This is a genomic window from Blastococcus sp. TF02-8 (assembly GCF_003319175.1).
Taxonomy (GTDB): Bacteria; Actinomycetota; Actinomycetes; order Mycobacteriales; family Geodermatophilaceae; genus Blastococcus.
In genome coordinates, this window is record NZ_QOHK01000006.1 from 57,129 (window position 1) to 81,712 (window position 24,584).

A 24,584-nucleotide genomic window follows, 5' to 3' on the forward strand; every position below is an offset into this window, starting at 1 on the left:
TTCCCATCCCGGCACCCTAGACGGAGGCGCTGCCGCAGCGCGGCAGTCAAGGCGCCGGCCAGCCGCCCACCTCTCAGATCCGGGCCTGGAGCCCGCCCGACCGAAGCCGCGGCCGTACCGCAGCCGGATACCAGGCGGGACGGCGGCCAGATCGTCGGCCGACCGCCTCAAGTGCGCCAGTCGGTTTGTGCTGCAGTACGCCCGCTCGCGCGGGATTCGCTCCTTGTTCCTTCTCGCGGTGTCGGCATCGCTCCAGGGTTAGAGTCCGCGCGTGACGGATCGCTTCCGCGTAGTACCCGCTGCGTATGTCGTGTTTCGCCGCCACGGGGACCGTGGTGCGCAGGTGCTGCTGCAGCTGCGACAGGGCACCGGGTACATGGACGGCTACTGGGCAACCGCTGCCGCCGGGCATGTCGAAGCCGACGAGTCCGTGCTTCAGGCGGCGTGCCGGGAAGTCCTTGAGGAGCTTGGGGTCACGGTCGAGGACACGGACCTCCGCCCGCTATGCGGGATGCACCGCACTGGGCGGAACTCTCGGCCGATCGATGAGCGCGTCGATTTCTTTTTCGAGTGCTGGCGGTGGGGTGGCGAGCCTCGACTGCTCGAAGCCGGCAAGGCGGTCGACCTGCAGTGGTTCGGGCTTGGTGAATTGCCGGCCTTGGTCGTGCCCCACGAGCGCTTCGTGCTGGAACGGTTGGACGACGGCCTACCCGCCATCGTCACTTTCGGGTTCTGATCGTCCGGGCAACGACGCCGCGCGAGGATCCCCCTGTGAGACACCGGAGGGAGGCCGCCTCGCCGTCGCCGTAGCAGGTTCTCCCTTCGGAACGGGGACCCGGCAGCCATCTCACCTGCAGGCACCGACTCGACTAGGAGGATCTGCCTACAGTCAACAAGCAGAACGAAAACGACCACTCGCGGATAGGTCCGGGCCCTACGACTGAAGGCGGGCCTCGGCCCTTTGGACGATGCGCAGCAGCAGATCGGCCAACTGGATCACTTCCACAGCTTCCACTGGGTCATCGAACTGAACGGCTCTGTGGCTGGCAGGGTTCTTGTAGGCGCCGATGGCGCCGGCGAAAAGATCAGCGGTTGCCTGCTGCTCGCCGCCTTCTGCCTCTGGGTCGCGGAGTGCACCATCTCTGGGACTGAAGGCCTTCCGCATCAGGTTGACCCCCAACAACTCGTTCGGCAGGCCGGCGACCCGCCGTACCTCGACCTCAACGGCCTTCATGGCCGCGAACGACGCCGTCTCGTAGTCCCCGAGCGCGAAGTTGGATCGAGCCGAGGACAACGCCGGCTGCAGATCACCGGCGAGTCGGTCAGCTGCCCACACCTTCGCGACGGCATTGGGATCGTTGGCGACCTCGGCGCCGGCAGTGGTGACACGATGCCAACCACCCGGCGGATTCTGCGCCGACGGACCGACGAGGGCGTGGGACTCCAACCATGCCCAAGCGTCGGAGAGACGGGCCAGCATGACGTTCATGTCAGGCGGTTGGGGGGTTCCGTATCCCTCGCTTTGTCTGAACCCTTGAACGATGTTGTTGAAGTTCGGCTCGGCACCGAGCGACTGGAGCAGCCGCAGGCTGAGGTCGGGCAACGGCAGCTTCCGAACGTCGTCGTACGCGAGAACCATGACGCCCACGCTAGGTCCACCGCTACCACTGGTCGAACGTCACGGGGAGCGTGACCAGTACGGGATCGGCAAGCGACAGTAGACCGGTGGCTAAGAAGATCGTGCGGCAGTTGCGTGGGCAGTTGATGCTCCAGATCGCCGCAGGACGGTTCTTCCGTCCCGACGTCCCGCTCAACGAGACCGAGCACCGCTACACCGTCTACAGCAACGCCTGGTTCGTTGGTGATCCGCCGATCGCGTTACCGGTAGGGCAAGTGATCGCTTCGACCGAGTTGGGGCTCACCTCGTCGGCGATGATCGCAGTCGTCGATCGTCTCGAACAACAACGTCCAGACGGCACCGACGACTTCATGATTGCCACTGGTGGAACCGACCTCGTCGACGACCTTGCTTACCTGATGACGTTTGTGTTGAACCGCACCGTCAGCCGGGACCACGACGAGACCCGGCGCCTGGTCACCGGCGCCGGCACGCCGCGCGGTCGCTCGGCCAACGACCTCTTCCCGGGCCTGTTTGAGCCGAGGCAAACGGTGCAGCCCGACCAATGGGACGACCTCCGACAGTTCATGAACGACATCCTTAGCCTGAGCCGAGACGACTTCGCGCGCGTCATGCGGGCTATCCGTAACGCGGTCGATGCGACACGACGAGCCCTCGACGACCCCACGGGGGCCTACACGGATTTGGTCGCAGCGCTCGAATCAATTTCGGAGAACGAGCTGTCCACGCCGGTGACTTGGGACCGCTACGACGGTTCTAAGCGCAGGATCATCGACGCGGCCTTGGTAGACCTGGATCAGGAAGTGGCCGACAAGATACGTACTGCTGTTCTAGAAGCTGATCGGGCGGGCCTGAAACGGCGCTTCATCTCATCCACCCTGGCCCGAGTGTCGTCGGACTACTACCGCGACAACGCAGTGGGGACGGTCCGGCCGGCCCGGGCGCCCGACATCGAGCGGATGCTCGGCATTGCCTACGACATCCGGTCGCGGCGAAGCCACGTACTGGAGGATCTTGGCGAAGGCGTGTGGCTCTTCACCGACGGCGCTGAAACCGCTTACGAGCCCAGCTTCGAGCGCGTGCTTACCCTGGCCGGTCTATGGCGCCTCACCCGACATGTCGTCCGCCGCTACGTCACCGATGCTGAGAAGGTCTCGCCCGCCCCCTGGGACTACCGCGAGGCCCTGCCCGGCATTGTTGAGGTGCAACTTGCGCCGCAGTACTGGATCTGGCAAACAGGCGGACTCACGGCGGAGACGGCAACCCGCCGGCTCGATGGTTTCGCCGAGGCACTCATCGGATGGCTCGGCGGGCACCACACCGACGGATTTCCACTCGACCCCGTGTGTCAAGAAATCGAAAATCTGGTACCCAAACTGGCCGACGGTGAGGCCAGGACGGCCTTGATCGCCATACACGTCCTGTGGCATGCGTGGGTTGACCCTGCCGCTCACCGCCCCGCGGCCACGGCCTTCATTGACCAGTACAAATCGGCGCTGGACACAGCGTCACCTAGTGCGTTCACCGTTTCGCTGCTGTCCAACCATCAGATGCCGACATGGAGTGCGGACGACTGGACCGCCGTGGCTCAGGCACGAAACGACGCCAGGTACTCCAAGAACCATGCGCCGCTTCCCGCCGCCATCGACGCACTGATTCAACTCTGGGCCGCCGACGAGCTCGAGGCCGCTGGCAGACACGACGAGGCTCTCGCCTTCGCCGCGAATGCTGTAGCCGAAATGCCCGGTAACGAAGCTCTTCTCACGTGGGAAGCCAGGCTCATCGCAGACAATCACGATCCCGACTTCGATGTTCACACGTTCCTCTTCGGCGAGCGAAAGGGCGAGGCCGGCAAGGAGCCCTCCGTGAATGAGCAGACAGACGAATCTCTATCCGGAGACGATGGCGCGACAGACGAAGGGTGAGCAACCGGTTTCGTCATCAGCGGGACGCGGCACCGTGGCTGGCGTCGGCGGTCGGACCAGCCGTGATCATCGGGATCAACCACTGAACCGAGATGCGCACCTGGCGCGGCTTAAGGCGTGAACTGGAATCGAAATGGGATAAGCGCTTGCTCATGTCCGACTTTCGGACATGGGCGTGCGCCGAGCCACTGGAGCTGTCCCAATCGAGGGTCCCCTTGTGCGCGTCCCGCGCGGCCATCGTCACGCGGAGCAAGGTGTGCGTCCTTGGCGGCGGAATGAGCCACCACGCTAGGCGCAATCCGAGGCAGTAGCCGAGAGATTTCCACCGGTCCTTGTTCCCGCCCGTCCGGGTCGGTTGGTAACGAGTGAGAGGGACTACCCGACCTAGCCCCTCGGGGATTCGAACGGCAACGTGCTTGCGACGCTGGTACCACTGATCGCATCGACGCTCCGGCGCATCGGGTGTCGGGAATCGTGAGGCGTGACTGAGCCACAGGACTTGGTGCGCTGTCGCGGTTGTAGAGACCGCGGGGTCGCAACGAATCTGGGACGCTACGACCCAGGCGGAGTGTCGGAGCCACTGCCCGACGTAGCTGGGGAGTCCGCCACGTCAGACGCCTCGTCCTCGGCTGGCTGCGTCATGTTCCAGAGGGGCACGACAACCAATTTCAGACATAGCCACCAAACGTAAACCGAAGATGCGCTCCACGCTTGGGCGTCGTTCAACAGTCCATGCGCGGCGTTGTGCCGCAAATTGGGGCCGTTCTGTTCAACCAGCATCGCTTGGAGTTCGAACTGAAGCGACTCACCGAGGATCTGCGCTGTCTCCGGCATGGAAAGCAGCGAGGGCAGGCTCTTCTCCGACTCAACGCCGTATGCGTCAACGAACAGCGTGTGCACCCCTCGGCGCTTGAGGACGCCCCGGATCAGTTGTTCGATCTGAGGGACCAGGACGACCGCGGCGGAGGCGAAGTCGCCGTTCAGGCCGTGGCGGAGGCCTCGGGCCCAGAGATCCTCGTGTCCCGACGGTACGAGGGGGGACTCGGCGCAGACTCGTTGCAGGAAACCGAGGTTGTACCGCTGCTCGAAAGTCACAACCTCGTGTGCAGGGATGATGAAGCCGGTGACCGCGATTCCGGTAGATATCTGGAGGTTCCGACTCATGTCAGACTGAATGGCAGCCTCCGCATGGTCGACGGCGCCGTCGGAGGAGGCGACCTTGCGACCGTCGGAGCTGTAGGTGACGTTGCCGAGGAGGTGTCGGAGCGAGCCTTCGGCAAGTTCTTCGGCGTGCGCGCGGGCTCGTGCGACGTCCGTGAGCGGGTAAATCGTTGCCATCGCGACCAACGCCTCGAGCTTTGCGAGACCCGATACGCGGCGCCGGGTCTCGGTGACCGCTTCGGTGAGATCGATGGGGCCGGTCGATATTCGCATCATGGACTCGAGTGCCAGTTCGCGGCTGTCCTCTAAGCGCTGTCGGAGTTCCCTGAGCCGATGGTCGTGTCCATGCTCAATCCGGTAGCTGCGGGGAAGTGTTCGTAGTGTCGCGATCGCCTTCTCTAGGAAATGATCGGCGGCGATCGCTGCCCCACTGTCGGATGCCAGTCGTTCGTCGGCCTCCGCGACGTAGAGATCGGCGACGCGCTCCAATGAAGCGTGCACTCCCTGTTGGTCATCCACGGACGCGAGCCACTGCTGGGCTGCACGCTCCAGGTGTCGTGCCAGACGAGCCTTGTCGTCGTCGGCGGCGGCTGCGGCAAGTTCCACGAACTTTGCGGCCAGGGCGGTGCGTTCAGGCGGATCCATGCTGGCACATCGCTTCAGCATGTCGGACATGTCGCACAGCACGAACCCGTCGCTGCGGTCGCCGCTCAGGATGCGGGCGTGTAGGGCTTCGCTTATTTCCTGGAGTCTCGCCAATTCTGCTCGACCGCGGCGGCGTGCGAGCTCAATTGCCCGTTGCCATTCGGCGTGTCCGTTTCGGTGCCACTCGTCCGGATCAAGGGAAGCGGCTCGGTACGTGTCAATCGCCAGTCCGAGCATGGCGTGATCCGCGCGATTGGCCATCCAAAGGACATCGGCGAGCCTTGCTCGCATGGGCCGCTGTTCGACTAGCGGGAGGGTACGGCGCAGCAAGTCCAGTTGCGCCTCGTCTAGATCGTCTGGCAGCGCTGAGCGCTTGCCATCCCACACCATCATCGGCTTGAACGGCTCATCCCAGTCTTCGGGGCGGAGCATCGATGAGGTCGCCAAGTGCAAGGCGATTAGGACGGCACGCTGGAGGCTGTCGGCAGGCGCGGCCTTCGCCAGGTCTGCGATTCGCATGCTCGCAAGCTCAACGACGCGACGGGGACCGTCATCGTCCGAGTTGGCAAACGCTTCCGCCCACCATGACGGATCGATGTCGGACTCCTCCGAACTCATAGAAGACCCCTCCGCGAGATTGAGCGCAAACGTAGGTGTGAGATGACCGGGGGCACATCCTTGTTGCCAACCCGCGGCAGCAATCACGTCAAGCCACTCCAGCCACCGGGGTAGTGCCGCGAGCGACAGGCTGATGCCAATATCAGGGACAACACCGGCTCTACTGGCGGGCTCAAGAGTGACCTCGCGCTCTGCACACCCCACGGCTCGAACTCGACCCGTGGCAGCGGCCACACGTCTGTGCCACCTCGTGTCCACCGGGCCTTGCCCTCGTCGGCGCTCGTCGCCTGCGGGACGACGCGAAGGGCATTGATGTTGTCGCGCACAGCCTCGTACAAGTCTCTGTCTCCAAGGTGGCGAGCGAGGTCCAGGACGACGGTGGCGAGGTAACTCGACGTCCGGCGCTCCATCGTCGTGCTTGCGAGCGAGCCCGCAAGCAGGCGCTCCGCGGTCTTTTCCTCATCCTCAGCCAGAGACGCCAACCCGAGGCCAGCCAGATCCTCGTCGTATCGATCGAGCAACCAGCGCGCCACCCGACCGAGGTACGCCTTGGCCGCCATGGGGTCGAAGGTTGCGAGCATCACGGTGACGGCGACGACCGAGGGCGCGAAGAGGTCACCGACCGGCCGGGCCGCGCCGGGCTGCTCGGCCAAGCCGCGCAGCGCCTCCTCGAACCGGGTAGCCGCGTCGCCGTCCCCGTCCTCTCGAGCCAGCGCCAGCCCGAGGGCGAGGGCTTCCGCCACCCGGCAGCAGATCACCGGGTACGTCAACATGGCCAACTGGCTCACCGTTGTACGAACGAAGTCGAGCGGGTCCTTCAGCAAGGGCTCGGTCTGGTCGCAGATCTGCAAGGCTAGTCCGAGAACCAACCGCTTCGCCGCCGACTTCGCGTCGCCGGAAGCAGCAGGATCGTGCTCGGTCGCGCGGACGAGCTGGAGGCTGACGCTCATCGCAAGGTCGAGCCGCTTGGTCCGCAGCAGCGCATTGACGAGGATCGCGGCCTCAACCGACGCGCGCGGGGCGGCGCCCGTCGGCGGGAGCCAGCGCCGCGTGTACATCTCGATGCGCCGGTCGGTGACTCCGCCGTCCCGCACGGACGTCAGCATCCCCATGAGGTCGGCCTGTACCTCGTCTCCGGCCACGCCAACGATCGGGTCGTCGCACAGGCACTCAACGAGGTCGGGCTTCTCCCAGATCTCCAGGTCTGCGAGGCCCCTGGCCTCCACCGACTTGCGGTACTCGGTGACGTCGGTTGGGGCTGCGCCCTTCAAGCGGCCAGTCGTGACCAGCACCGCGACGCGCGGGAGGTCAGGGTCGAAGGACGGGTGCCCGATGGTGTTGTACTCGCACTCCTCCAACTGCGGGCGGACCGCGCGCCACTCCGGCTGGCCGATGTCCCCGGCCTTGGACTGGATGACGTACTGCCGTGTCTCGCCCGTTTCCGGGTCGGTCTTCTTGGCCAGGACGTCCTTCCCGAACTCGAAGGCACCGTGGATGAAGTGGATGTCGGTGAAGCCGCGAGCGTGGAGGAGTGCCAGCAGAGGGCCGTCGAACTCGCGCTCGGTGAGGGTGTCAAGGAAGGTCCCGACGACGTCGCGAAACAAGCCACTCCTCCTTTCGTCGTTCCAGGATCGCGTCGAGGCGCGCTTCCTGCTCGGGCGTGGGTTGCTTGTCGCGCAACTTCTCGGCCTGATCCGGGTGCATGACGATCGTGAGGTTGGGGTGACCCTCGTCGTCGAAGGTCATTTCAATCGTCTCCAGGGTCTCGGCGACCACGTCGAAGAAGTCACGGCCCCCGGCGTCGATGGTGTTGCCGTGCTCCTCGGTCACGGCGGAGATGTGCTCCAGCATGCCGCGGACCATCTGCCCGCCCATCGAGTCGGCAAGCGCGTACAGGTCTGCCAGAAACTGGTCCCGGTTGAACGCCGCCACGTCCTCGATCGACACCGTCCACTCGTGCCGGATGGCCATCGGGCGGTAGAGCGACGACGCCTCTTCCGGGAGCGGAGCGCCCGCGGTCTGCGGCGGTGGCCCCTCAGCCAATTCCTCGCGGGTCACCTGCGCCAGCAGCGGGTGGAGAGCGCGGGCCAGTTCCCGCGAGGCGTCGCTGAACCAGCGCACCCCGCCGATGTCGTACTCGCGTGGCATGACCCACGGCCCCTCGGGCCGGTCGACCGAGGCATTCAGGGCCTCCACGGGGTCCGCGACCTCCGGAGCGTCCTCGCTGTCCATGTCATCCATCTTGTCGCAGGCCTCCGACAGTCTCCGGGAAAGCGGATTGTGCAGAGTTGCCCCGCCGGCAACGATCGCGAGATCAGCCGCTGCGTCTTTGGTGGACGATTCGACGCGGTTGGCGACTTGAACCGCCGTCCGCCAGGCGAACGGCCATCGGTGACTGCTGGCTCTGGCTGACCAGCTTGCGGCCGGGTTCCGCCATTGTCAGTTGGGGATCCCTTGTACGCGTCCCGCGCGGCGATCCCCTTGCGGTGGTGACCTGACTGGTGACTCCGGAGCTTTGAGTGACCCGGAGTAACCGGTCAGGTCATCACAGTCCACAGTCTCCTGGCCGTTCCCCACAACCGGCTCTCATCCGGCTGCGACGGGTCGGGGGAAGGGTGGGCCGGAGGCCCATCCCGCAGGGACGCGGAGCGCCCTTCGGGCGGCCCGTCGCAGCCGGCATCCTGAACCGGCTGGGGAGCGGCGCCGTCGTGGCGACGCGGTCCGGGTGGGCCACCGATCGTGCGCCCGGAGTCCGCACCCAGTCCGCAGATAGTCCGCAACTCAGCCGAATACGGCCGTTACCTGCAAATAGCCTCCAACGGAGAACGTGCAGGTCAACCGCCATATTCGACGAGTCCCATGATCAATCCAACACCGGCCAACTGTGCCCGGCGTACAGGCCGACTCGTCCGTCGTCCTTCCGCCGCCCGGCGATGCGGTACGGCGTCGTCTTGACACCGGCCTCCGAGGTGCCCAACCTCGGGACATGACGGTGATCCCGCTTCCTCGGCACGGGCACTGGGTCGGCGACCTGCGCGGCGAGGGGCGCAGCGTCCGCGTGACCGCGCACGTCGACCGCGGGCTGGTCAACCTCAGTCTCTGGCGCGACGACACCTGCGTCGGCTCTGCACGGCTGCTTCCGGCCGACGCCGCGGCCCTCGTCGCCGGGCTCTCCGACGGGCTGGCGGTGATCGCCGCCGAACCTACCCCGGCGACGTCCGGTGAGGAGCGCCTGCGCCACCTGGAGGAGCGGTTGGCGGGGCTGGAGTCCCGGCTCACCGTGCCCCCGCGACGCGAGGCCGGCCCGCGGGTGCGTGCGGTCGCCCGGTCGGTCCGGACGACCGCCGGACGGTGGCTGCGCGACTACCGCTGACCGCGCCGCACGGTCGTCTCACCCGCACGAGCGGGATGCCGGCCCCGACGATTGTGTTGTGCACAACCGACTCGTACGGTCGGCCCACCTTCCGCATCGGGCGGGAGCGGACCGACGGGGCCCCACATGCGCACGCCAGCCACCTCGACCAGCCTGCCGGGGACGCCTGCCGGGCTGTGCGAGGGTGGCCGCGTGTCCGTCGCCCCGCACCAGCCGTCGTGACGGCGCTGGTCGTCGCCCTGTCCGCCGTCCTGGGCGTGGGCGTGGGCGCCGCCGCGAACCGGGCGGCCGGGGCGTTCCCGTGGGACGGCGCCGGTGGGCGCTCGGGCAGGGCCGTGCGGCCGCCGGTCCTGGAGCTCGCGACGGCCGTCCTCTTCGGCCTCACCGCGCTGCGCTTCGGGGCGGCGGCAGAGCTGCCCGCCTTCCTCCTCGTGGCCGGGGCGGGCGTGCTCCTCGCCGTGATCGACCTGCGGCACAAGCTGCTGCCCAACCGCGTCGTCGTCCCGGCGATCGGGGCCACCGCGGCGTTGCTGCTCCTGGCCGCGGCGTTGGGCGGGCAGTGGGACCGGCTGCTGCGGGCGGTCCTCGCCGCCGGCGCGCTCTTCCTCGTCTACCTGGTGATGGCGCTGGTCTCGCCCCGGTCACTGGGCATGGGTGACGTGAAGCTGGTGGCCCTGCTGGGGCTCGTGCTGGGCTGGATCGGCTGGGGGGCGGTGCTGCTGGGCGCCTATGCCGGGTTCGTGGTGCAGGCGGTCGTCGCCCTGGCACTGCTGGCCACCCGGCGGGTCGGACGCAGGACCCAGCTGCCCCTCGGGCCGGCGATGCTGGTCGGCGCCGGGATCGTGATCGGCTGGAGCTCTGCCTTCCCCGGTTGACCGGCACCCCAATCGGTTACTCAGCGTGATTTTCCGCTGCATCGGGTAACCCGGCGGACGGGCCGGTGTCCGTGGATCGGGTGAAGAACGCTCAAGCCGGCCATCGTTGCGATCGACAACTCCCCGCAGCAGCCGCGAGGCCGGGTCACCCGACCCGATCCGGACGGCCGACACCTCAGGGAGTACACCGAGATGAACCCGTTCTTCGCTCTGACCACCCTCGTCTCCTTCGCCTCCGACCGCCTGCGTCGTGAGGAGAAGGGCGCGACCGCCGTCGAGTACGGCCTGATGGTCGCCCTCATCGCCGTGGTCATCATCGGCGTCGTCTCCGCCCTCGGTGGCCAGCTGTCCGAGCTGTTCTCCGGCGTGGGTGAGGAGCTGGGCGACGCGGCCCCGGCGGCCGGCTGACCCACACCTGAACCGGTCGCGGCTGTGACGGCGCAGCGGCCCCCGCACGGGGGCCGCTGCGTCGCTGCACGAGGAGGGAGGTGGGCACGGACGTGAGGTCCCGGCTGCGCGACGAGCGCGGCGCGAGTGCGGTGGAGTTCGCCTTCATCGTCCCGCTGCTGCTCCTCCTCCTGCTCGGCATCGCCGAGTTCGGCCGCGCCTTCCAGGTCCAGGCGACGCTCTCGGCCGCCGCCCGCGAGGGCGTGCGGACGATGGCGCTCCAGGACGACCGGACGGCCGCCCGCGCGGCCGTCCGCCAGGCCGCCGGTTCGCTCGACCCGGCCATCACCGACGCCCAGATCGCCATCCCGGCGGTCTGCGCAGGGCGTCCGGTCGGCAGCACCGTGCAGCTGACCATCACCTATCCCATGCCCTTCCTGACCGATCTGTTCGGGACAGGGCTCACGCTGACCGGAAGGGGGGTCATGCGGTGCAACGGATGACCTCCCGGCTGCGCCGGCGACTGGGCCGCGAGGACGGCGCGTCGGCGGCGCTGGTCGCCGTCCTGCTCGTGCCCCTGCTCGGGTTCGCCGCGATCGCCGTCGACATCGGTGCGCTCTACGCGGAGCGGGCCCGCCTGCAGGTGGCCGCCGACGCCGCGGCCATCGCCGTCGCGCAGGACTGCTCGCGCGGCAACTGCGGCGACATGCTGGCCACCGCCAGCCGCATGCTGCTGGCCAACGACCCCGAGGGCCGGGCCGGGCAGCCGGTGCTCAGCAACAAGCCGCTGAGCGTGACCGTCACCGGCAGCACCCCCAAGGAGCACTGGTTCGCCGGCGTCATCGGGCACGAGGCCACCGCCGTGTCGGCCACCGCGACCGTCGGCTGGGGCGGCCCCAGCGGCGGCACGTCCGTGGTCCCGCTGGCCTTCTCCTGGTGCTCCTTCCAGGCCCAGACCAAGGGCGGTCTGCCCTCCACCCAGGACCTGCAGACGATCTTCTTCAGCAAGTCGGACAAGGCCGGCCAGTGCCCCCGCCCGGCGGGTGGCAACACCGTTCCCGGTGGGTTCGCGTGGGTGGTCCCCGACCCGGGCGGCTGCACCGCCACCCACGTGATCGGCCAGAAGCTGTGGTCCGACACCGGCGCGTCGATCCCGCAGGGGTGCACCCAGGCGCAGTTCGACAAGCTCATCGGCACCACCGTCCTGCTGCCCGTCTTCGACGAGTTCGGCTCGGGCGGCGCGAACGGCTGGTACCACGTCTACGGCTACGCCGCCTTCGTGCTCAAGGGCTACGCCTTCAACGGCTCCACGACCAGCGGCCAGAAGGTCTGCGGCAAGGGCACGACCCCCAGCGACCGGTGCATCACCGGCTACTTCACCCGCTTCGTCGAGCTCTCCGACGCCTGGGACTACAGCCCGGACGCCCCGCAGCTCGGCGCCTCGATCCTTCGACTCATCCGATAGGGGGCCGACAGTGAGACGTCGCATCCTCGCCGCCGTCGCGGCACTCGTCCTGCTCCTCGTCGGAGCCGGCGTGCTCCTGGCCTACGTGCGAGGGGCGGACGCCCGGGCACTCGCGGGCGCGCGCACCGTCGACGTCCTCGTGGTCGCCGAGCCTGTTCCCGTCGGGACCCCGGGGGAGGAGCTGGCCGACTACCTGACGAGGGAGCCGGTGCCGGCCCGGGCGGCGGTGCCCGGCGGGGTCACCGACCTGCGCGAGCTGCGCGGCAAGGTCAGCACCGTCGCCCTGCAGCCGGGGGAGCAGCTGCTGGCCAGCCGCTTCTCCGACCCCGAGGACGCCCGCGGCCCGGGCGTCGCCGAGGTTCCCGCCGGCCTGCAGGAGGTCTCGATCCTCCTGGAGCCGCAGCGCGCGGTCGGCGGTCGGCTGTCGGCCGGGGACACCGTCGGCGTCCTCGTGTCCCTCGGCGACCCCGCGTCGACGCACATGGTGCTGCACAAGGTGCTGGTCACCCAGGTCCAGGGCGCGCCCGTGGCCGCGCCGGACGCCGAGGGCACCGAGACCGCGTCCTCGGTGAGCACGCCCGCACCGACCGGGAGCCTGCTCATCACGCTCGCGGTCCGGGCCCCCCAGGGCGAGTCCATCGTCTTCGGCATGGAGCACGGCAGCGTCTGGCTCACCCTCGAGAACGAGGACGCCGACACCTCCGGCACCGACGTCGTCACCGCGCAGAACATCTACGGGAAGGCCACCTCATGAGCCGCGTCGTGCTGGCCGCCGCCGACGAGGAGCTCGTCCTGCGGCTCAAGGAGGCCACCGACGGCGACCTGTCGGTCCTGCCGCCCGGCCGCCTGCCCAGCGAGCCCTCCCGCCTGTTCGAGCAGCTCCTCGACGGCGAGCTGCCCGAGGTGCTGGTGATCGGTCCCGGCGCCACCGCCGAGGAGGCGCTCGGCCTGGCCGCGCGACTGGACGTGCAGAGCCCCGGCATCAGCGTCGTCCTCGTGGCCCACGCGGCCCCGGAGCTGTGGCAGGCCGCCATGCGCGCCGGCATCCGCGACCTGGTGTCGCCGGACGCCGAGGTCGCCGACCTCCGCACGGCGGTCGACCGGGCCGGCTCCACTGCCAGCGGGCGGCGCCGGGTGCTGCGCCCGGTGGAGGAGACCGCGCGCTACACCGGCCGCGTCATCACCATCGCCTCGCCCAAGGGCGGGGTCGGCAAGACCACCGTGTCGACCAACCTGGCCCTCGGGCTCACCGCGGCGGCCCCGCAGTCGACCGTGCTCGTCGACCTCGACGTCCAGTTCGGCGACGTCGCCTCCGCGCTCGGGCTCACCCCCGAGTACACGCTGCCCGACGTCGTCAGCGGCCCCGCGGTCGAGGACACGATGGTGCTCAAGACCTTCCTCACCCAGCACCCGAGCGGCCTGTTCACGGTGTGCGGCGCCGAGTCGCCCGCGGCCGGCGACACGGTGCGCGGCGAGGACGTCACCCGGCTGCTGGCCGCGCTCGCCCGGGAGTTCCGCTACGTCGTCGTCGACACCGCGCCGGGGCTGTCCGAGCAGACCCTGGCCGCCCTGGACCGCGCCACCGACGTCGTGATGCTCACCAGCATGGACGTCCCTGGCGTCCGCGGCCTGCGCAAGGAGCTCGACGTCCTGCGGGAGCTGTGCATGATCCCGGCCGGCCGGCATGTGGTCATGAACTTCGCCGACCCCAAGGGCGGGCTGTCGGTGCGCGACGTCGAGACGACGATCGGCACCGGCGTCGACGTCGTCTTGCCGCGGTCGGAGAAGGTGCCGGCGTCGACCAACCAGGGCGTCCCGATCATCGCAACCGGCAGCCGCCGCGACCCGATGGTCAAGGAGCTGACCCGGCTGGTCACCCGCTTCCAGGCGACCCCGCTCAAGGCCCCGGGCCGGTACCGCGCCAAGCACCGGGCGGCGGCAGGATGAACCTCGCCGACCGTCTCGAGGCCGCCCGCGGACGCCAGGGCGTCGACGACCCGGCGCTGCCCACGGCCCGCGCCGCACGTCCGGCGGTGCCGACGCCGGCGCCGCCGACCGATGCCCTGGCCAAGCTCAAGGACCGCGTCGGCAAGGCGCTGTTCGAGCGCATGGGCAACCGGATGAACGACCCGTCGCTGGGCGAGGAGGCGCTGCGCGCCATCGTGCTCGGCGAGCTCGACGCGGTGGTGGAGGAGGAGAACGTCCCCCTCAGCACCGAGGAGCGGCAGCGGCTGACCGCCGACCTGGCCGACGACGTGCTCGGCTTCGGCCCGCTGCAGCGGCTGCTGGACGACGACTCGGTCAGCGAGATCATGGTCAACGGCCCGGAGAACATCTACGTCGAGCAGAGCGGCAAGCTCGTGCGCACCGGCACGACCTTCACCTCCGAGGAGCACCTGCGCCGGGTCATCGACCGGATCGTCTCCCGCGTGGGACGCCGGATCGACGAGTCCTCGCCGCTGGTCGACGCCCGCCTCGCCGACGGGTCCCGCGTCAACGCGATCATCCCGCCGCTGGCGTTCAGCGGCTCGACGCTGACCATCCGCAAGTTCTCCAAGGACCCGTTCACCGTCACCGACCTCATCGGCTTCGGCACGCTGTCGCCGGAGATGGCCGAGCTGCTGCACGCCTGCGTGGACGCGCGGCTGAACATCATCGTCTCCGGCGGTACCGGCACCGGGAAGACGACGCTGCTCAACGTGCTCTCCTCGTTCATCCCCGACGGCGAGCGGATCGTGACCATCGAGGACGCCGTGGAGCTGCAGCTGCAGCAGGACCACGTGGTCCGCCTGGAGTCGCGGCCGCCCAACATCGAGGGCAAGGGTGCGATCACCATCCGCGACCTGGTGCGGAACTCGCTGCGCATGCGCCCCGACCGGATCGTGGTCGGGGAGTGCCGCGGCGGCGAGTCGCTCGACATGCTGCAGGCGATGAACACCGGCCACGACGGGTCGCTGTCCACCGTGCACGCGAACTCCCCGCGGGACGCGATCGCCCGCCTGGAGACCCTGGTGCTGATGGCCGGCATGGACCTGCCGCTGCGGGCCATCCGCGAGCAGATCGCCTCCGCCGTCGACGTCGTCGTGCAGCTGACCCGGCTCCGCGACGGCACCCGCCGGGTCACCCACGTGACCGAGGTCCAGGGCATGGAGGGGGAGACCGTCACGCTGCAGGACGCGTTCCTCTTCGACTACTCCGCCGGCGTCGACCACTCCGGCCGGTTCCTCGGCAAGCCGGTGCCGACGGGGGTGCGTCCCCGCTTCACCGAGCGGTTCGAGGAGCTCGGCATCACGCTCTCGCCGCGGGTCTTCGGCGCCGCCGAGCCTGCTGCCGCCCGGGGGTGGAACTGATGTCCCCGGCGCTGCTGGTCGTCGGCGTCGCCGCCGTGGGCGCGGCGCTGCTGCTGCTCACCCTCGTCGTCCTGCCGGGCGGCCCGGGCCGGGTCCCGCTCAGCCGGCTGGACCCGACGGTCGCACCGCCCGCCTCGACCCTCGCCGGCGCAGGGGCGGCCGCGGGTGCCGCGGTGGAGAAGGTCCTCGTCAAGCGGGGGCGGCTGGCCGCCGGTGCCGCGGCGCTGGAGAACGCCGGGATGCGGACGACGCTGCCGGACTTCGTGCTCGCCACCGGCCTGTTCGCGCTGGGCGCGGGAGCCGTCGGCTTCCTCGTCGGCGGCGTGGTGCCGGGGCTCCTGGGCTGTGCGCTGGTTCCCCTCGCTGCGCGGATGCTCGTCGGGTTCCGCACCGGACGCCGTCGCGCGGCCTTCGCCGACCAGCTCGACGACTCGCTGCAGCTCATGGCCAGCAGCCTGCGCGCCGGGCACAGCCTGCTGCGCGCGGTCGACGCCGTCTCCTCCGACGCCGCCTCGCCGACGGCCGAGGAGTTCGCCCGGATCGTGAACGAGACCCGGGTCGGGCGGGACCTGGGGGAGGCCCTCGACGAGGTCGCCCAGCGGATGCGCAGCGACGACTTCGTGTGGGTCGCCCAGGCGATCAGCATCCACCGGGAGGTCGGCGGCAACCTGGCCGAGGTGCTCGACGCCGTCGGGCACACCATCCGTGAGCGGAGTGCCATCCGCCGGCAGGTCAAGGCGCTGGCGGCCGAGGGCAAGCTCTCGGCGGTCGTCCTCATGGGTCTGCCGTTCTGCGTGTTCGGCTTCATCTCGCTGACCAACCCGGGCTACCTGGCGGGCTTCACCGAGAGCCTCGTCGGCTACGCGATGCTGGCGGTCGCGGCCGTGATGCTGGCCCTCGGCGGGTTCTGGCTCAAGAAGACCGTGGCGATCAGGTTCTGATGACCACGCTGCCGATCCCCGTCCTCGCCGCCGTCCTCGGCGTCGCCGCTGCCGTCCCCCTCCTCGGGTGGGCGCTGCTGGCCCGCCCGGCGTCGGCGAGCCGCGCCCGGGACAACCTGCTGCGCGGCATCGACCTGACCGTCTCCGGGAGCCCGGCCCGTCCGGCCGGCCCCGGGCTGCTGCGCCGGCTCACCGACGGGCTGACGCCGGGCGGGACCGTCGACCGCCTCGACCGGCTCGCCGCCACCGCCGGCCGGCCCGCCGCCTGGCCGGTGCCCCGGCTGGTCGCGGCGAAGCTGGTGCTCGCCCTCATCGCCGGCGGCCTGTCCGCGCTGGTCGTGAGCGCGAACCCCGGTGGTCTCACCATCGTGGTCGCGGTGCTGGCGACCGTCGTCGCGTACTTCGTGCCCGAGCTGCTGCTCTACTCGCGCGGGCAGGAGCGCCAGGAGGCCATCGGCCTGGAGCTGGCCGACACCCTCGACCAGATGACCATCGCGGTGGAGGCCGGGCTCGGCTTCGAGTCGGCGATGGCACGGGCCGGGAAGAACGGCACCGGCCCGCTGGCCGAGGAGCTGGTCCGGACCCTGCAGGACATCGCGGTCGGCCAGCCCCGGCGCGACGCGTACCTCGCGCTGGCCGAGCGCACCGGCGTGCCCGACCTGCGGCGCTTCATCGCCGCGATCGTGCAGGCCGACGCCTACGGCGTCTCCATCGCCGACGTGCTGCGCACCCAGGCGCAGGTGATGCGCCTCAAGCGGCGGCAGCGCGCCGAGGAGAAGGCCATGCAGATCCCGGTGAAGGTGATCTTCCCCCTGATCCTCTGCATCCTGCCGACGCTGTTCATCGTGCTGCTCGGGCCGGCGGTGCTGGACATCATCGACGCCTTCAGCGGCCGGTGACGCGCGAGGGGCCGCCGTCCGGTGGACGACGGCCCCTCGTCGTGCGAGAGCTCAGCGCGGCTGCGCGGGGTTGGTCGGGTCGCCCTGCGACGGCGGGTTGACCGGTGGCCCGCTCGTCGCCTCGCTGACCTTGGAACCGGTGCTGGCGTGCGCCGGGTCGTCGGCCGCCGCGGCGGCCGGGTCGCCGCCGGAGGGCTGGGCGCCCTGGCGCAGCGACCGCAGCCGGTTCTCCATCACCATGACCACCTGCAGGCGGTTGGCGTGGGCCTTCTCGTACTCCAGCACCGTCTCGAGACCCTGGACGTCCAGCGTCCGGATGCGCGAGGTGAGCCCGTCCACGCTGAGGTGGTCGTAGTCCGGCAGCGGAAGGGTGTCGTGCTCGGCCATCCGTCGTCCCTCTCTGCTCGTGCGAGCGGCGCGCGGCCGCCTGTCCGGCACCGGCCTACCCCTGCCCATCGCATCCGACACGGCCCGTCAGAAGTCGAGCGCGACGGCTCCGGCGAGGTGTGAGGACGGGGTCGCCGGGTAGGCGGCGGTCATGAACCTCTCGTTCCTGGAGCCGGTCTTCGCCGCCGCCGGGCCCTACGCCACGGTGCTGGCCGACGTGACGCACACGACCGAGAACGCCGACACCGAGCTGGAGCTGCGTGTCCGCGGCATCGTGCAGCGGCTGACCGACCAGGGGGTTCCCGACGCGGTCCTCGAGGCGGTCCGCGGCCGGCTGCTCGAGGGCAACGACGGCGGGACCGCCGGCACGCTCCGCGGCCGGGCGCTGGTCGTCGCCGCCGACGGGTCGGTCGTGCTGGACCAGCCGCTGCTGGACGCCCCGCTGCGGGAGGTCGCCGAGTGGGGTGCGAAGCCCGACCTCCTCCCGGTGCTGCGGCAGCTGCCCGGCCGGGTCCCGCGGATCGTGGTCCTCATCGACCGGGTCGGCGCCGACATCACCTTCGTGAACCTGCCCGAACAGGCCGACGAGGAGAAGCAGGTCGAGGGGGACAGCTTCCAGATCCGGAAGTTCCAGGGCGGCGGCTGGGCGCACCACCGCTACCAGCACAACGCCGAGAACAAGTGGATCCACAATGCCGAGGACGTCGCCGCGACGATCTCCTCGACGGTGCGCCGGCACTCGCCGCGGTTCGTCCTGGTGGCCGGCGACGTCCGCGCACGGCAGATCCTCACCGACCGCGCCAGCGACCTCTGGGCGGACCTGATCGTGTCGATGGACGAGGGGGGCCGCGCCGCCGGCGCCGATCGCGAGCCGGTCGACGCCCGCGAGGCCGAGCTCGTCGCCGAGCACGAGGCCCGCGAGGTCACCGACACCGTGGAGAAGGTCGAGGGCGCCGCCGTCCACGGTCTGGCCGTCACCGGCGTCGACCGGGTCGTGGAGGCGCTGCGCAAGGGGCAGGTGGAGACGCTGGTGCTCACCGACGAGCAGGACGAGGGCGCCACCCTGCTGGTCGGCGACGGCCCGCTCGAGCTCGGCCTGGACCAGCAGGACATGGACGCGCTGGGCGTGCACGGCGAGGCCGTTCCCGCCGACCGTGCGCTCATCGCCGCCGCCGCGGCCAGCAGCGCGGCCCTCGTCGTGGTGCCCCGCCCCGCCATGCCGGGCGACATCCCCGTGGCCGCCGTCCTGCGCTACACCGACGCGTCCACCGACGCCGGTAACTGACCTGCACCGCACACGAGAGAAGGAGTTCCAGTGACCGACCCGCACCAGCCCGCCACCAGCCCCGGCACCGACCAGGGCGACATCGAGCGCCGCGCGGCGCTCGCCGAGGCCCTGGGCAAGGAGGTGTGGCCGGCCGACCGCGACCAGCTGATCGCGAAGGCCCAGGAGGGCACGCCCGCGGACCGGGTGCTCTCCGACCTGCAGCGCCTGCCCGCCGGCCGGACGTTCGAGAACGTCCAGGAGGTCGCGCAGGCCCTCGGGCTCGGCACCGAGCAGCAGCGGTTCTGAGGTGACCACGCAGAAGAAGCCGAGCCCGGAGGCGCTGGACAACGTCACCGAGGGCAACATCGAGACGCGGTCGCAGCTCCTGCCGGAGGAGGAGGGCATGCGGGGCAGCGGCATGGAGGAGGTCGCCGCCGAGGTGATCCTGGCCGAGTCCGAGGAGCGGACCGTGCACGCCGACCCCGACGACGCCCAGGGGGCGCACCGGCAGTCCGCCGAGACCGCCGACCTGCCCTGAGGTGCGGCACGAGCACCGGGTCCAGCTCCGCTGGTCCGACCCCGACATGCTCGGGCACGTCAACCATGCGCGAGCACTGGCCCTGCTCGAGGACGCCCGGCTGGCCATGGGGGACGGCCGGCCGGGCGGGGCGCTGATCCTCGCCCGGCTGGAGGCCGACTACCTGCGCCAGCTCTACTACCGGGTGAACGAACCGCTCACCGTGAGCAGCTGGGTGACCAGGCTCGGCACGAAGTCCTTCACCCTCCGCCAGGAGCTCGCGCAGGACGGTGAGGTCGCCATCCGCGCCGACATCGTGCTCGTCATCTTCGACTTCGACGCGAACACCAGCCGGGCGATGACCGACGAGGAGCGCGCGCACTGGTCCTCGTACCTGGAGGCATAGGCCACCGCTCGGGCTAGGCGGAGCCGTACCTGGCCCACAGCCGAGGGAACCGGCGGGCGAACCACTCGTCGTCGTCCTCGGGGAAGGGCTCGCCCGCCGGGTCGCCGAACTGGTCGTCCACCTCGTCGGGACCGGGGTCGAGCTCCTCCTCGTCGACGCCGCGCTCCTCGAGCACCTCCAGGGGGACGTAGGCCCACTCCTCCGCCGACCCGAAGTCGTCCTCGTCCTCGTCCCACTCGAGGTCGACGACGGTGTCGGGGTCGGCCAGCACCCGCTCGTAGGTGGCGCGGCCATGGCTGATGAGCCAGTTGCGGAAGTCCAGGAAGCTGTCGTCGCTGGCCCCGCCGAGGGCCAGGTACGCCGCCGCCCAGAGGTCCCAGTGGTTGGCCCGGGCCCGCGCGACCGTCAGTTCCCGGTAGAAGTCGCGGATCTCCTCGTCGGGGAGCTCCTCCAGCGCGGCGGTGAGGGTCGCCACGTGCTGCTCCACCACCGATCCGGGGGAGGCCTCCTGGGCCTCCGCGCGGGTGTCCTCGACGAGTGCCCAGAAGCCGTTGCTGTCCACGGCGGCAACCTAGCCCCACGGGGCCGGGGCGTCGACGGCCGTCGGTGGGCCGACGCGGGCGATGTGATCATCTTCGTCGTCCTGGGTAGGCCCGGTGCCGACAGAGAGGAGACGGCGATGCCGAAGACCACGAAGAAGGGCGACGCGAAGCAGTCCGAGCTGCCCAGCACGCTGCGCCGGTCGGAGAAGAAGGCCCAGCGCACGTTCACCAAGGCCTACGACTCCGCCATCGACGAGTACGACGACGAGGAGCGCGCCAACCGGACGGCGTGGGCCGCGGTGAAGCACTCCTTCGAGAAGGTGGGCGACCACTGGGAGAAGAAGGCGGGCGGCCGGAAGGGACCCTCCGACGAGCAGGCGAAGGGTGGCCGGGGCACCGGCAAGGCGACCGCGGGCGGCGTGGACGCCAACGCGACGAAGGACCACCTGCTGGAGCTGGCCAAGAAGCTCGACATCTCCGGCCGGTCGAGCATGAAGAAGAAGGAACTGGTCGAGGCCATCCAGAAGGCGAACGACAGGAAGACCGCCGCCGCACGGAAGAAGTAGCGCCGGCGAACCGGGGGCGGCGGCCTCAGCCGAGCAGCAGGAACTCCGTCTGCCGGCCGCCGAGGAACTCCACGCCGTCCCCGGTGAGGGCGATGCCCTCCTCGAGCCCGAGCCGCACGCACTGCCCACCCCACTCGGGCACCGGCCGGCGCACCGCGAGCTCCAGGGCGTAGACGGTGTCGGGGTGCACCGGGTAGTCCCCGGCGCCCGGCACCCCACCCTGCTCGTCCCACTGGCCGATCGCCGGTCCCGCGCCGTGCCCGTGGAAGCCGACCGGGTGCGAGTAGACGTCGCCGTCGATCCCCTCGGCGGCCGCGGCGGCCCGCGCGGCGAAGAGCACCTCGTTGCCGGTCCGACCGGGCACGAACGCCTCGACGGTGAGCTCCTGCAGGCGGTTGGCGGCGGCCAGCGCGGTGCGCAGCCCCTCCGGGGGCGCGGTCTCGCCGGGGTGCAGGACGTAGGCGTTGCGCTGGTTGTCCGTGCGCAGCCCCAGGGAGCTCAGCCCGACGTCGCAGTGCAGGAGGTCACCGGGGCGGACCACCTCGTGCACCGGGACGGCCGGCAGCAGCGCGCCCTGCTCCTGGGCCAGCGGCACCCCGGCCCGCTGGACCAGCACCGACGGCTGGAACCACGGGTCGACGCCGAGATCGTGCAGCCGCTGCCGATCCACCAGGCGATGTCCAGCGCGGTGCTCTCACCGACCCGGACCACGCCCGGGGAGAAGGCCTCCTCGACGACGTCGTGCGCCATCCGGTTGAGCTGGTGCAGCGCAGCGACCTCCTCCGGTAGTCGCGTCTCCAGCCAGCCGACCGCCAGCGGCTCGGCCGGGACCACGCGGTCGGCCCAGGGCCCGAGCGCCGCGAGCAGCTGCCGGTGCTCGGTGTGCGAGAGGCCGTCGGCCAGCGCGAAGTGCTCGGAGACGTCGATGCCGATGCGCCGCGGCTCGGCCTGCTCGACGAAGCGGCGGACCTCGGCCCACTGCGCCTCGGCTCCCGCGGATGCCCCCGGCGTCCAGGCGGGGAGGAACTGCCCCACCGCATAGCGGGACACCGCCGCCGGCGTCACGCCGTCGTCACTGCGGTGCAGGACGAGGATGGTGCGCCGCCGGGCGGAGAGCCAGGTCGCCGGCAGCAGGGTGGAGAGCACCGGGTCCTCGTTGTACTCGCGGCCGGCGACGATCCACAGGTCGATGCCGGTGCGGTCCATCAGCCCGGGGAGGACGTCGAGCAGACGCTGGGTGAGCCAGCGGTCGCGCACGTCGGCCTGCTCGCGGAGCGGGAGCGGCATCGTCCGCAGCGGCGGCGGCCCGACGAGCGACATGGCTCTAGAAAAACAGAGAACCGCCGAACCCACCCGGCGAGAGCCGAGGCCCGGTGCGCCGAGCGGGTGGCCCGTGCTAGGCCGTCGTCGGCTCCGGTCGGGGCGCGCGTGTCGCCGGTGCGGCGACGGCGACCCTGTCCCGCCCGCGACGCTTGGCGTCGTACATCGCGGCATCGGCGCGGTCGACCAGCCGCCACAGGGCCGCGATGGGGTCCTCGCCGTCCTGCGGGCGGGCGACCGCGAGACCCACCGACGCCGTGACCCCGTACCCGTCGGCCGTCCGGCCCGCCGAGACGGCGGCCCGCAAGCGCTCGCCGAGTTGGTGGCCCTCGCCGGGGTCCGCGACCAGACCGAGCACGACGAGCTCCTCCCCGCCGGTGCGGGCCAGGACGTCGGCCGGCCGGACGGTGGTCCGCAGGGCGTCTGCGACGGCGCCGAGCACCTGGTCGCCGACGGCGTGCCCGAACTGGTCGTTGAGCCGCTTGAAGTGGTCGAGGTCGAGCACCATCGCGGTCACCTGGATGCCCTCGCGCCGGGCCTGCCGCCACAGCCGGGGAGCCTGCTCCACGAGGAACCGGCGGTTGTGCAGACCGGTCAGCGGATCCAGCCGGGTGAGGGTCTCGGTGGCCGCCAGCAGCCGCTGCACCCGGCGCCGGAGGACGGCGACGCCGAGGGCCGCCGCGTTCAGCGTCCCGGCGCTGACACCGACCTGCACACCGAGGCCGACGGCGCTGTCGTAGCTGGGCCACAGCGCCGCCACGCAGACGGCCGCGGTGACCACCATGTGCACGCCCAGCTGCCGTGGATCGAGGAACCACGCGGCCACCAGCGAGGGGAACAGCAGCATGAGGGGTGTGGCGTAGCGCAGCGGGTCGTGGATGCAGAGGACGACGGCGAGGTAGGTCAGGTCGCCCAGCAGCACCAGCCAGAAGGTGTGCCGGGCACCGACGCGACCGCGCACGGCGATGGTCGCCCCCAGCGCGAGGAGGCCGAGCATGGTCGCTCCGTAGACCCAGCGACCGGCGCCGTCGCGCAGGACTCCCTGCACCACCAGGTTGATCGAGCCCATCAGGCCGCCGGTGACCAGCAGCGCGGCGAGGGTCAGCGCGGCGAGCCGGCCCTCGGGGAGCCGGGGCGGCTCGACGTGGACCCCGGGCACCGGGGCCGGGGCATCCAGGCTGGTCACGAGGGCAGGATGCCGTACCGGACCCGTTCGCGGGAGCGACTTCCGCGCGGTGCGGCCACCGGGCGCGGGCGGGGGACGGGGATGGAAGGCTGGACGGGACGACGAGCGAAGGAGGCGCGCATGCCCGAGGGACCCTGGTTCTTCTGTCTCAAGCACCACACGGTGGAGCCGCGCGAGGGGTGCGCCGAGAAGCACCGCCTGGGCCCGTACGACACCCGTGAGGAGGCCGAGCACGCGCTGCAGCACCTCGCCGAGCGCAACGAGCAGATCGACGCCGAGGACCGCGAGTGGAAGGGCGACTGATCGTCGTCATGGCCGCGCGGGGCATGATCGGGGCCGAGCGTCCGGACTCCCCGGCGCCGCGGGAGGGGTGGACGTGACGGACGGTCGCGCGGTCGAGGAACTGGTCGTCGGGGTGCTGGGCGGCACCGGGCCGCAGGGGCGCGGGCTCGCCGTCCGCCTGGCGGCGCAGGGTCAGCGCATCCTGCTGGGCTCCCGCGATGCCGACCGCGCCGCCGAGGTCGCCGCCGAGGTGGCCGAACGTGCCGCCACGGTCGCCGGCGACGTCGAGGTGTCGGTGACCGGCGGGTCGAACGTGGACGTCGCCGGTGCCGCGGACCTGGTCATCGTCGCCGTCCCCTTCGCCGGGCACGCCGACACGCTGCGCGAGCTGGTCACCCCGCTGGCCGGGAAGGTCGTCGTCGACTGCGTGGTCCCGATGGGGTTCGACGAGCTCGGCGCCTACGTGCTCGACGTCGAGGAGGGGAGTGTCGCGCAGCAGGCGGCGGCGCTCCTGCCGGACTCGCACGTGGTCGGTGCGTTCCACCACTTGTCGGCGAAGCTGCTCGAGGACCTGTCGAAGCCCACGCTCGAGGGCGACGTGATGGTGGTCGGCGACGACCGCGCGTCGATGGACACCGTGCAGGCGCTGGCCGGCCGGCTGCCCGGCATGCGCGGGATCTACGCCGGGCGGCTGCGCAACGCCCGCCAGGTCGAGGCGCTCACGATCAACCTCGTGTCGGTGAACCGGCGGTACAAGGTGCACGCCGGGGTCCGCATCACCGACGTCTGAGGCGTCCCGACCGCCACCTCGCCGGCCTTCTCCCGACATTGCC

General features: G+C 70.7%; 29 protein-coding genes. 19 read left to right on the plus strand and 10 right to left on the minus strand.

Going from position 1 to position 24,584, the window contains the following annotated elements; genetic code table 11:
* Nucleotides 1-271 precede the first annotated feature (271 nt).
* A complete protein-coding gene (locus tag DQ237_RS13190) occupies nucleotides 272-736 on the plus strand; it encodes an NUDIX domain-containing protein (RefSeq protein WP_113800606.1) in 465 nt (154 codons plus the stop codon).
* 198 nt (nucleotides 737-934) lie between these two features.
* Here DQ237_RS13190 and DQ237_RS13195 read toward each other — a convergent pair whose 3' ends face one another.
* Nucleotides 935-1,639 carry a TIGR02391 family protein gene (locus DQ237_RS13195; RefSeq protein ID WP_113800789.1) on the minus strand — a complete coding sequence of 235 codons (705 nt, stop codon included), beginning with the start codon at nucleotides 1,637-1,639 and terminating at the stop codon, nucleotides 935-937.
* Between the two features lie 86 nt (nucleotides 1,640-1,725).
* On the opposite strand from DQ237_RS13195, the gene DQ237_RS13200 reads away from it, so the two are divergent.
* A complete protein-coding gene (locus DQ237_RS13200) occupies nucleotides 1,726-3,564 on the plus strand; it encodes a hypothetical protein (protein WP_113800607.1) in 1,839 nt (612 codons plus the stop codon).
* A 16-nt stretch (nucleotides 3,565-3,580) separates the two neighbouring features.
* Here the strand turns inward: DQ237_RS13200 and DQ237_RS13205 are convergent, their stop codons facing one another.
* The 4 genes from DQ237_RS13205 to DQ237_RS13220 all read right to left on the minus strand — a co-directional run bounded on the left by DQ237_RS13205 (nucleotide 3,581) and on the right by DQ237_RS13220 (nucleotide 8,220).
* A complete protein-coding gene (locus tag DQ237_RS13205; protein WP_113800608.1) occupies nucleotides 3,581-3,808 on the minus strand; it encodes a hypothetical protein in 228 nt (75 codons plus the stop codon).
* A 308-nt stretch (nucleotides 3,809-4,116) separates the two neighbouring features.
* Nucleotides 4,117-5,988 (minus strand): DUF4209 domain-containing protein, encoded by a 1,872-nt coding sequence (locus DQ237_RS13210; RefSeq protein ID WP_113800609.1) that lies wholly within the window; start codon nucleotides 5,986-5,988, stop codon nucleotides 4,117-4,119.
* An 83-nt stretch (nucleotides 5,989-6,071) separates the two neighbouring features.
* The gene (locus tag DQ237_RS13215) at nucleotides 6,072-7,592 is read right to left on the minus strand and encodes a hypothetical protein (protein WP_113800610.1); all 1,521 of its coding nucleotides are present in this window, start codon (nucleotides 7,590-7,592) and stop codon (nucleotides 6,072-6,074) included.
* Nucleotides 7,561-8,220 (minus strand): hypothetical protein, encoded by a 660-nt coding sequence (locus DQ237_RS13220; protein ID WP_147251812.1) that lies wholly within the window; start codon nucleotides 8,218-8,220, stop codon nucleotides 7,561-7,563. Before DQ237_RS13220 ends, DQ237_RS13215 begins: the two co-directional genes overlap by 32 nt.
* 754 nt (nucleotides 8,221-8,974) lie before the next feature.
* On the opposite strand from DQ237_RS13220, the gene DQ237_RS13225 reads away from it, so the two are divergent.
* The 10 genes from DQ237_RS13225 to DQ237_RS13270 all read left to right on the plus strand — a co-directional run bounded on the left by DQ237_RS13225 (nucleotide 8,975) and on the right by DQ237_RS13270 (nucleotide 17,278).
* Entirely contained in the window at nucleotides 8,975-9,361 is a 387-nt protein-coding gene (locus tag DQ237_RS13225; RefSeq protein ID WP_113800612.1) for a hypothetical protein, read from the plus strand.
* A gap of 218 nt (nucleotides 9,362-9,579) precedes the next feature.
* On the plus strand, nucleotides 9,580-10,236 hold the full coding sequence (locus DQ237_RS13230) for an A24 family peptidase (RefSeq protein ID WP_240619612.1): 657 nt from the start codon (nucleotides 9,580-9,582) through the stop codon (nucleotides 10,234-10,236).
* A gap of 192 nt (nucleotides 10,237-10,428) precedes the next feature.
* Nucleotides 10,429-10,644, plus strand: a complete 216-nt coding sequence (locus tag DQ237_RS13235; protein WP_113800614.1) for a Flp family type IVb pilin — start codon at nucleotides 10,429-10,431, stop codon at nucleotides 10,642-10,644.
* Between the two features lie 80 nt (nucleotides 10,645-10,724).
* Complete coding sequence (locus DQ237_RS13240) at nucleotides 10,725-11,126, plus strand: TadE/TadG family type IV pilus assembly protein (protein ID WP_240619613.1); 402 nt, start codon at nucleotides 10,725-10,727, stop codon at nucleotides 11,124-11,126.
* On the plus strand, nucleotides 11,123-12,088 hold the full coding sequence (locus tag DQ237_RS13245; protein ID WP_166509610.1) for a pilus assembly protein TadG-related protein: 966 nt from the start codon (nucleotides 11,123-11,125) through the stop codon (nucleotides 12,086-12,088). Before DQ237_RS13240 ends, DQ237_RS13245 begins: the two co-directional genes overlap by 4 nt.
* Before the next feature lie 10 nt (nucleotides 12,089-12,098).
* Nucleotides 12,099-12,842, plus strand: a complete 744-nt coding sequence (locus DQ237_RS13250) for a Flp pilus assembly protein CpaB (protein WP_113800616.1) — start codon at nucleotides 12,099-12,101, stop codon at nucleotides 12,840-12,842.
* Nucleotides 12,839-14,035: an AAA family ATPase gene (locus DQ237_RS13255; RefSeq protein WP_113800617.1), complete on the plus strand. Its 1,197-nt coding sequence runs from the start codon at nucleotides 12,839-12,841 to the stop codon at nucleotides 14,033-14,035. The genes DQ237_RS13250 and DQ237_RS13255 overlap by 4 nt, the downstream gene beginning before the upstream one ends.
* Nucleotides 14,032-15,438, plus strand: coding sequence for a CpaF family protein (locus DQ237_RS13260; protein WP_113800618.1), 1,407 nt, complete (start codon nucleotides 14,032-14,034; stop codon nucleotides 15,436-15,438). The genes DQ237_RS13255 and DQ237_RS13260 overlap by 4 nt, the downstream gene beginning before the upstream one ends.
* Entirely contained in the window at nucleotides 15,438-16,379 is a 942-nt protein-coding gene (locus DQ237_RS13265) for a type II secretion system F family protein (protein WP_113800619.1), read from the plus strand. The genes DQ237_RS13260 and DQ237_RS13265 overlap by 1 nt, the downstream gene beginning before the upstream one ends.
* Nucleotides 16,379-17,278: a type II secretion system F family protein gene (locus tag DQ237_RS13270; RefSeq protein WP_113800620.1), complete on the plus strand. Its 900-nt coding sequence runs from the start codon at nucleotides 16,379-16,381 to the stop codon at nucleotides 17,276-17,278. The genes DQ237_RS13265 and DQ237_RS13270 overlap by 1 nt, the downstream gene beginning before the upstream one ends.
* 51 nt (nucleotides 17,279-17,329) lie before the next feature.
* On the opposite strand, the gene DQ237_RS13275 is transcribed toward DQ237_RS13270, so the two are convergent.
* Entirely contained in the window at nucleotides 17,330-17,665 is a 336-nt protein-coding gene (locus DQ237_RS13275) for a hypothetical protein (RefSeq protein WP_113800621.1), read from the minus strand.
* Between the two features lie 151 nt (nucleotides 17,666-17,816).
* Here DQ237_RS13275 and DQ237_RS13280 point away from each other — a divergent pair, with 151 nt between their 5' ends.
* From DQ237_RS13280 to DQ237_RS13295, 4 genes are read left to right on the plus strand one after another with little or no spacing between them, the layout of a single operon-like run.
* On the plus strand, nucleotides 17,817-18,950 hold the full coding sequence (locus DQ237_RS13280) for a Vms1/Ankzf1 family peptidyl-tRNA hydrolase (protein ID WP_113800622.1): 1,134 nt from the start codon (nucleotides 17,817-17,819) through the stop codon (nucleotides 18,948-18,950).
* 30 nt (nucleotides 18,951-18,980) lie between these two features.
* Nucleotides 18,981-19,238, plus strand: a complete 258-nt coding sequence (locus DQ237_RS13285) for a DUF2795 domain-containing protein (protein ID WP_113800623.1) — start codon at nucleotides 18,981-18,983, stop codon at nucleotides 19,236-19,238.
* A 1-nt stretch (nucleotide 19,239) separates the two neighbouring features.
* Complete coding sequence (locus tag DQ237_RS13290; RefSeq protein WP_113800624.1) at nucleotides 19,240-19,470, plus strand: hypothetical protein; 231 nt, start codon at nucleotides 19,240-19,242, stop codon at nucleotides 19,468-19,470.
* 1 nt (nucleotide 19,471) lies between these two features.
* Nucleotides 19,472-19,855 carry a thioesterase family protein gene (locus DQ237_RS13295; RefSeq protein WP_113800625.1) on the plus strand — a complete coding sequence of 128 codons (384 nt, stop codon included), beginning with the start codon at nucleotides 19,472-19,474 and terminating at the stop codon, nucleotides 19,853-19,855.
* A gap of 13 nt (nucleotides 19,856-19,868) precedes the next feature.
* Here the strand turns inward: DQ237_RS13295 and DQ237_RS13300 are convergent, their stop codons facing one another.
* Entirely contained in the window at nucleotides 19,869-20,417 is a 549-nt protein-coding gene (locus tag DQ237_RS13300; protein WP_113800626.1) for a DUF4240 domain-containing protein, read from the minus strand.
* Between the two features lie 117 nt (nucleotides 20,418-20,534).
* Between DQ237_RS13300 and DQ237_RS13305 the strand changes: the two genes are divergently transcribed.
* Nucleotides 20,535-20,963 carry a ChaB family protein gene (locus DQ237_RS13305; RefSeq protein WP_113800627.1) on the plus strand — a complete coding sequence of 143 codons (429 nt, stop codon included), beginning with the start codon at nucleotides 20,535-20,537 and terminating at the stop codon, nucleotides 20,961-20,963.
* Nucleotides 20,964-20,988: 25 nt separating this feature from the next.
* Here the strand turns inward: DQ237_RS13305 and DQ237_RS20230 are convergent, their stop codons facing one another.
* The 3 genes from DQ237_RS20230 to DQ237_RS13315 all read right to left on the minus strand — a co-directional run bounded on the left by DQ237_RS20230 (nucleotide 20,989) and on the right by DQ237_RS13315 (nucleotide 23,469).
* Nucleotides 20,989-21,558, minus strand: a complete 570-nt coding sequence (locus DQ237_RS20230) for a M24 family metallopeptidase (protein WP_240619614.1) — start codon at nucleotides 21,556-21,558, stop codon at nucleotides 20,989-20,991.
* Nucleotides 21,462-22,283, minus strand: a complete 822-nt coding sequence (locus tag DQ237_RS20235; RefSeq protein WP_240619615.1) for a sugar transferase — start codon at nucleotides 22,281-22,283, stop codon at nucleotides 21,462-21,464. Before DQ237_RS20235 ends, DQ237_RS20230 begins: the two co-directional genes overlap by 97 nt.
* Before the next feature lie 76 nt (nucleotides 22,284-22,359).
* Nucleotides 22,360-23,469, minus strand: a complete 1,110-nt coding sequence (locus DQ237_RS13315) for a diguanylate cyclase (RefSeq protein WP_240619616.1) — start codon at nucleotides 23,467-23,469, stop codon at nucleotides 22,360-22,362.
* Between the two features lie 120 nt (nucleotides 23,470-23,589).
* Here DQ237_RS13315 and DQ237_RS13320 point away from each other — a divergent pair, with 120 nt between their 5' ends.
* Both DQ237_RS13320 and npdG read left to right on the plus strand, forming a co-directional pair.
* A complete protein-coding gene (locus tag DQ237_RS13320) occupies nucleotides 23,590-23,772 on the plus strand; it encodes a hypothetical protein (protein WP_113800628.1) in 183 nt (60 codons plus the stop codon).
* Nucleotides 23,773-23,845: 73 nt separating this feature from the next.
* The gene (gene npdG / locus DQ237_RS13325) at nucleotides 23,846-24,541 is read left to right on the plus strand and encodes an NADPH-dependent F420 reductase (RefSeq protein WP_113800792.1); all 696 of its coding nucleotides are present in this window, start codon (nucleotides 23,846-23,848) and stop codon (nucleotides 24,539-24,541) included.
* The last annotated feature ends 43 nt before the right edge of the window (nucleotides 24,542-24,584 follow it).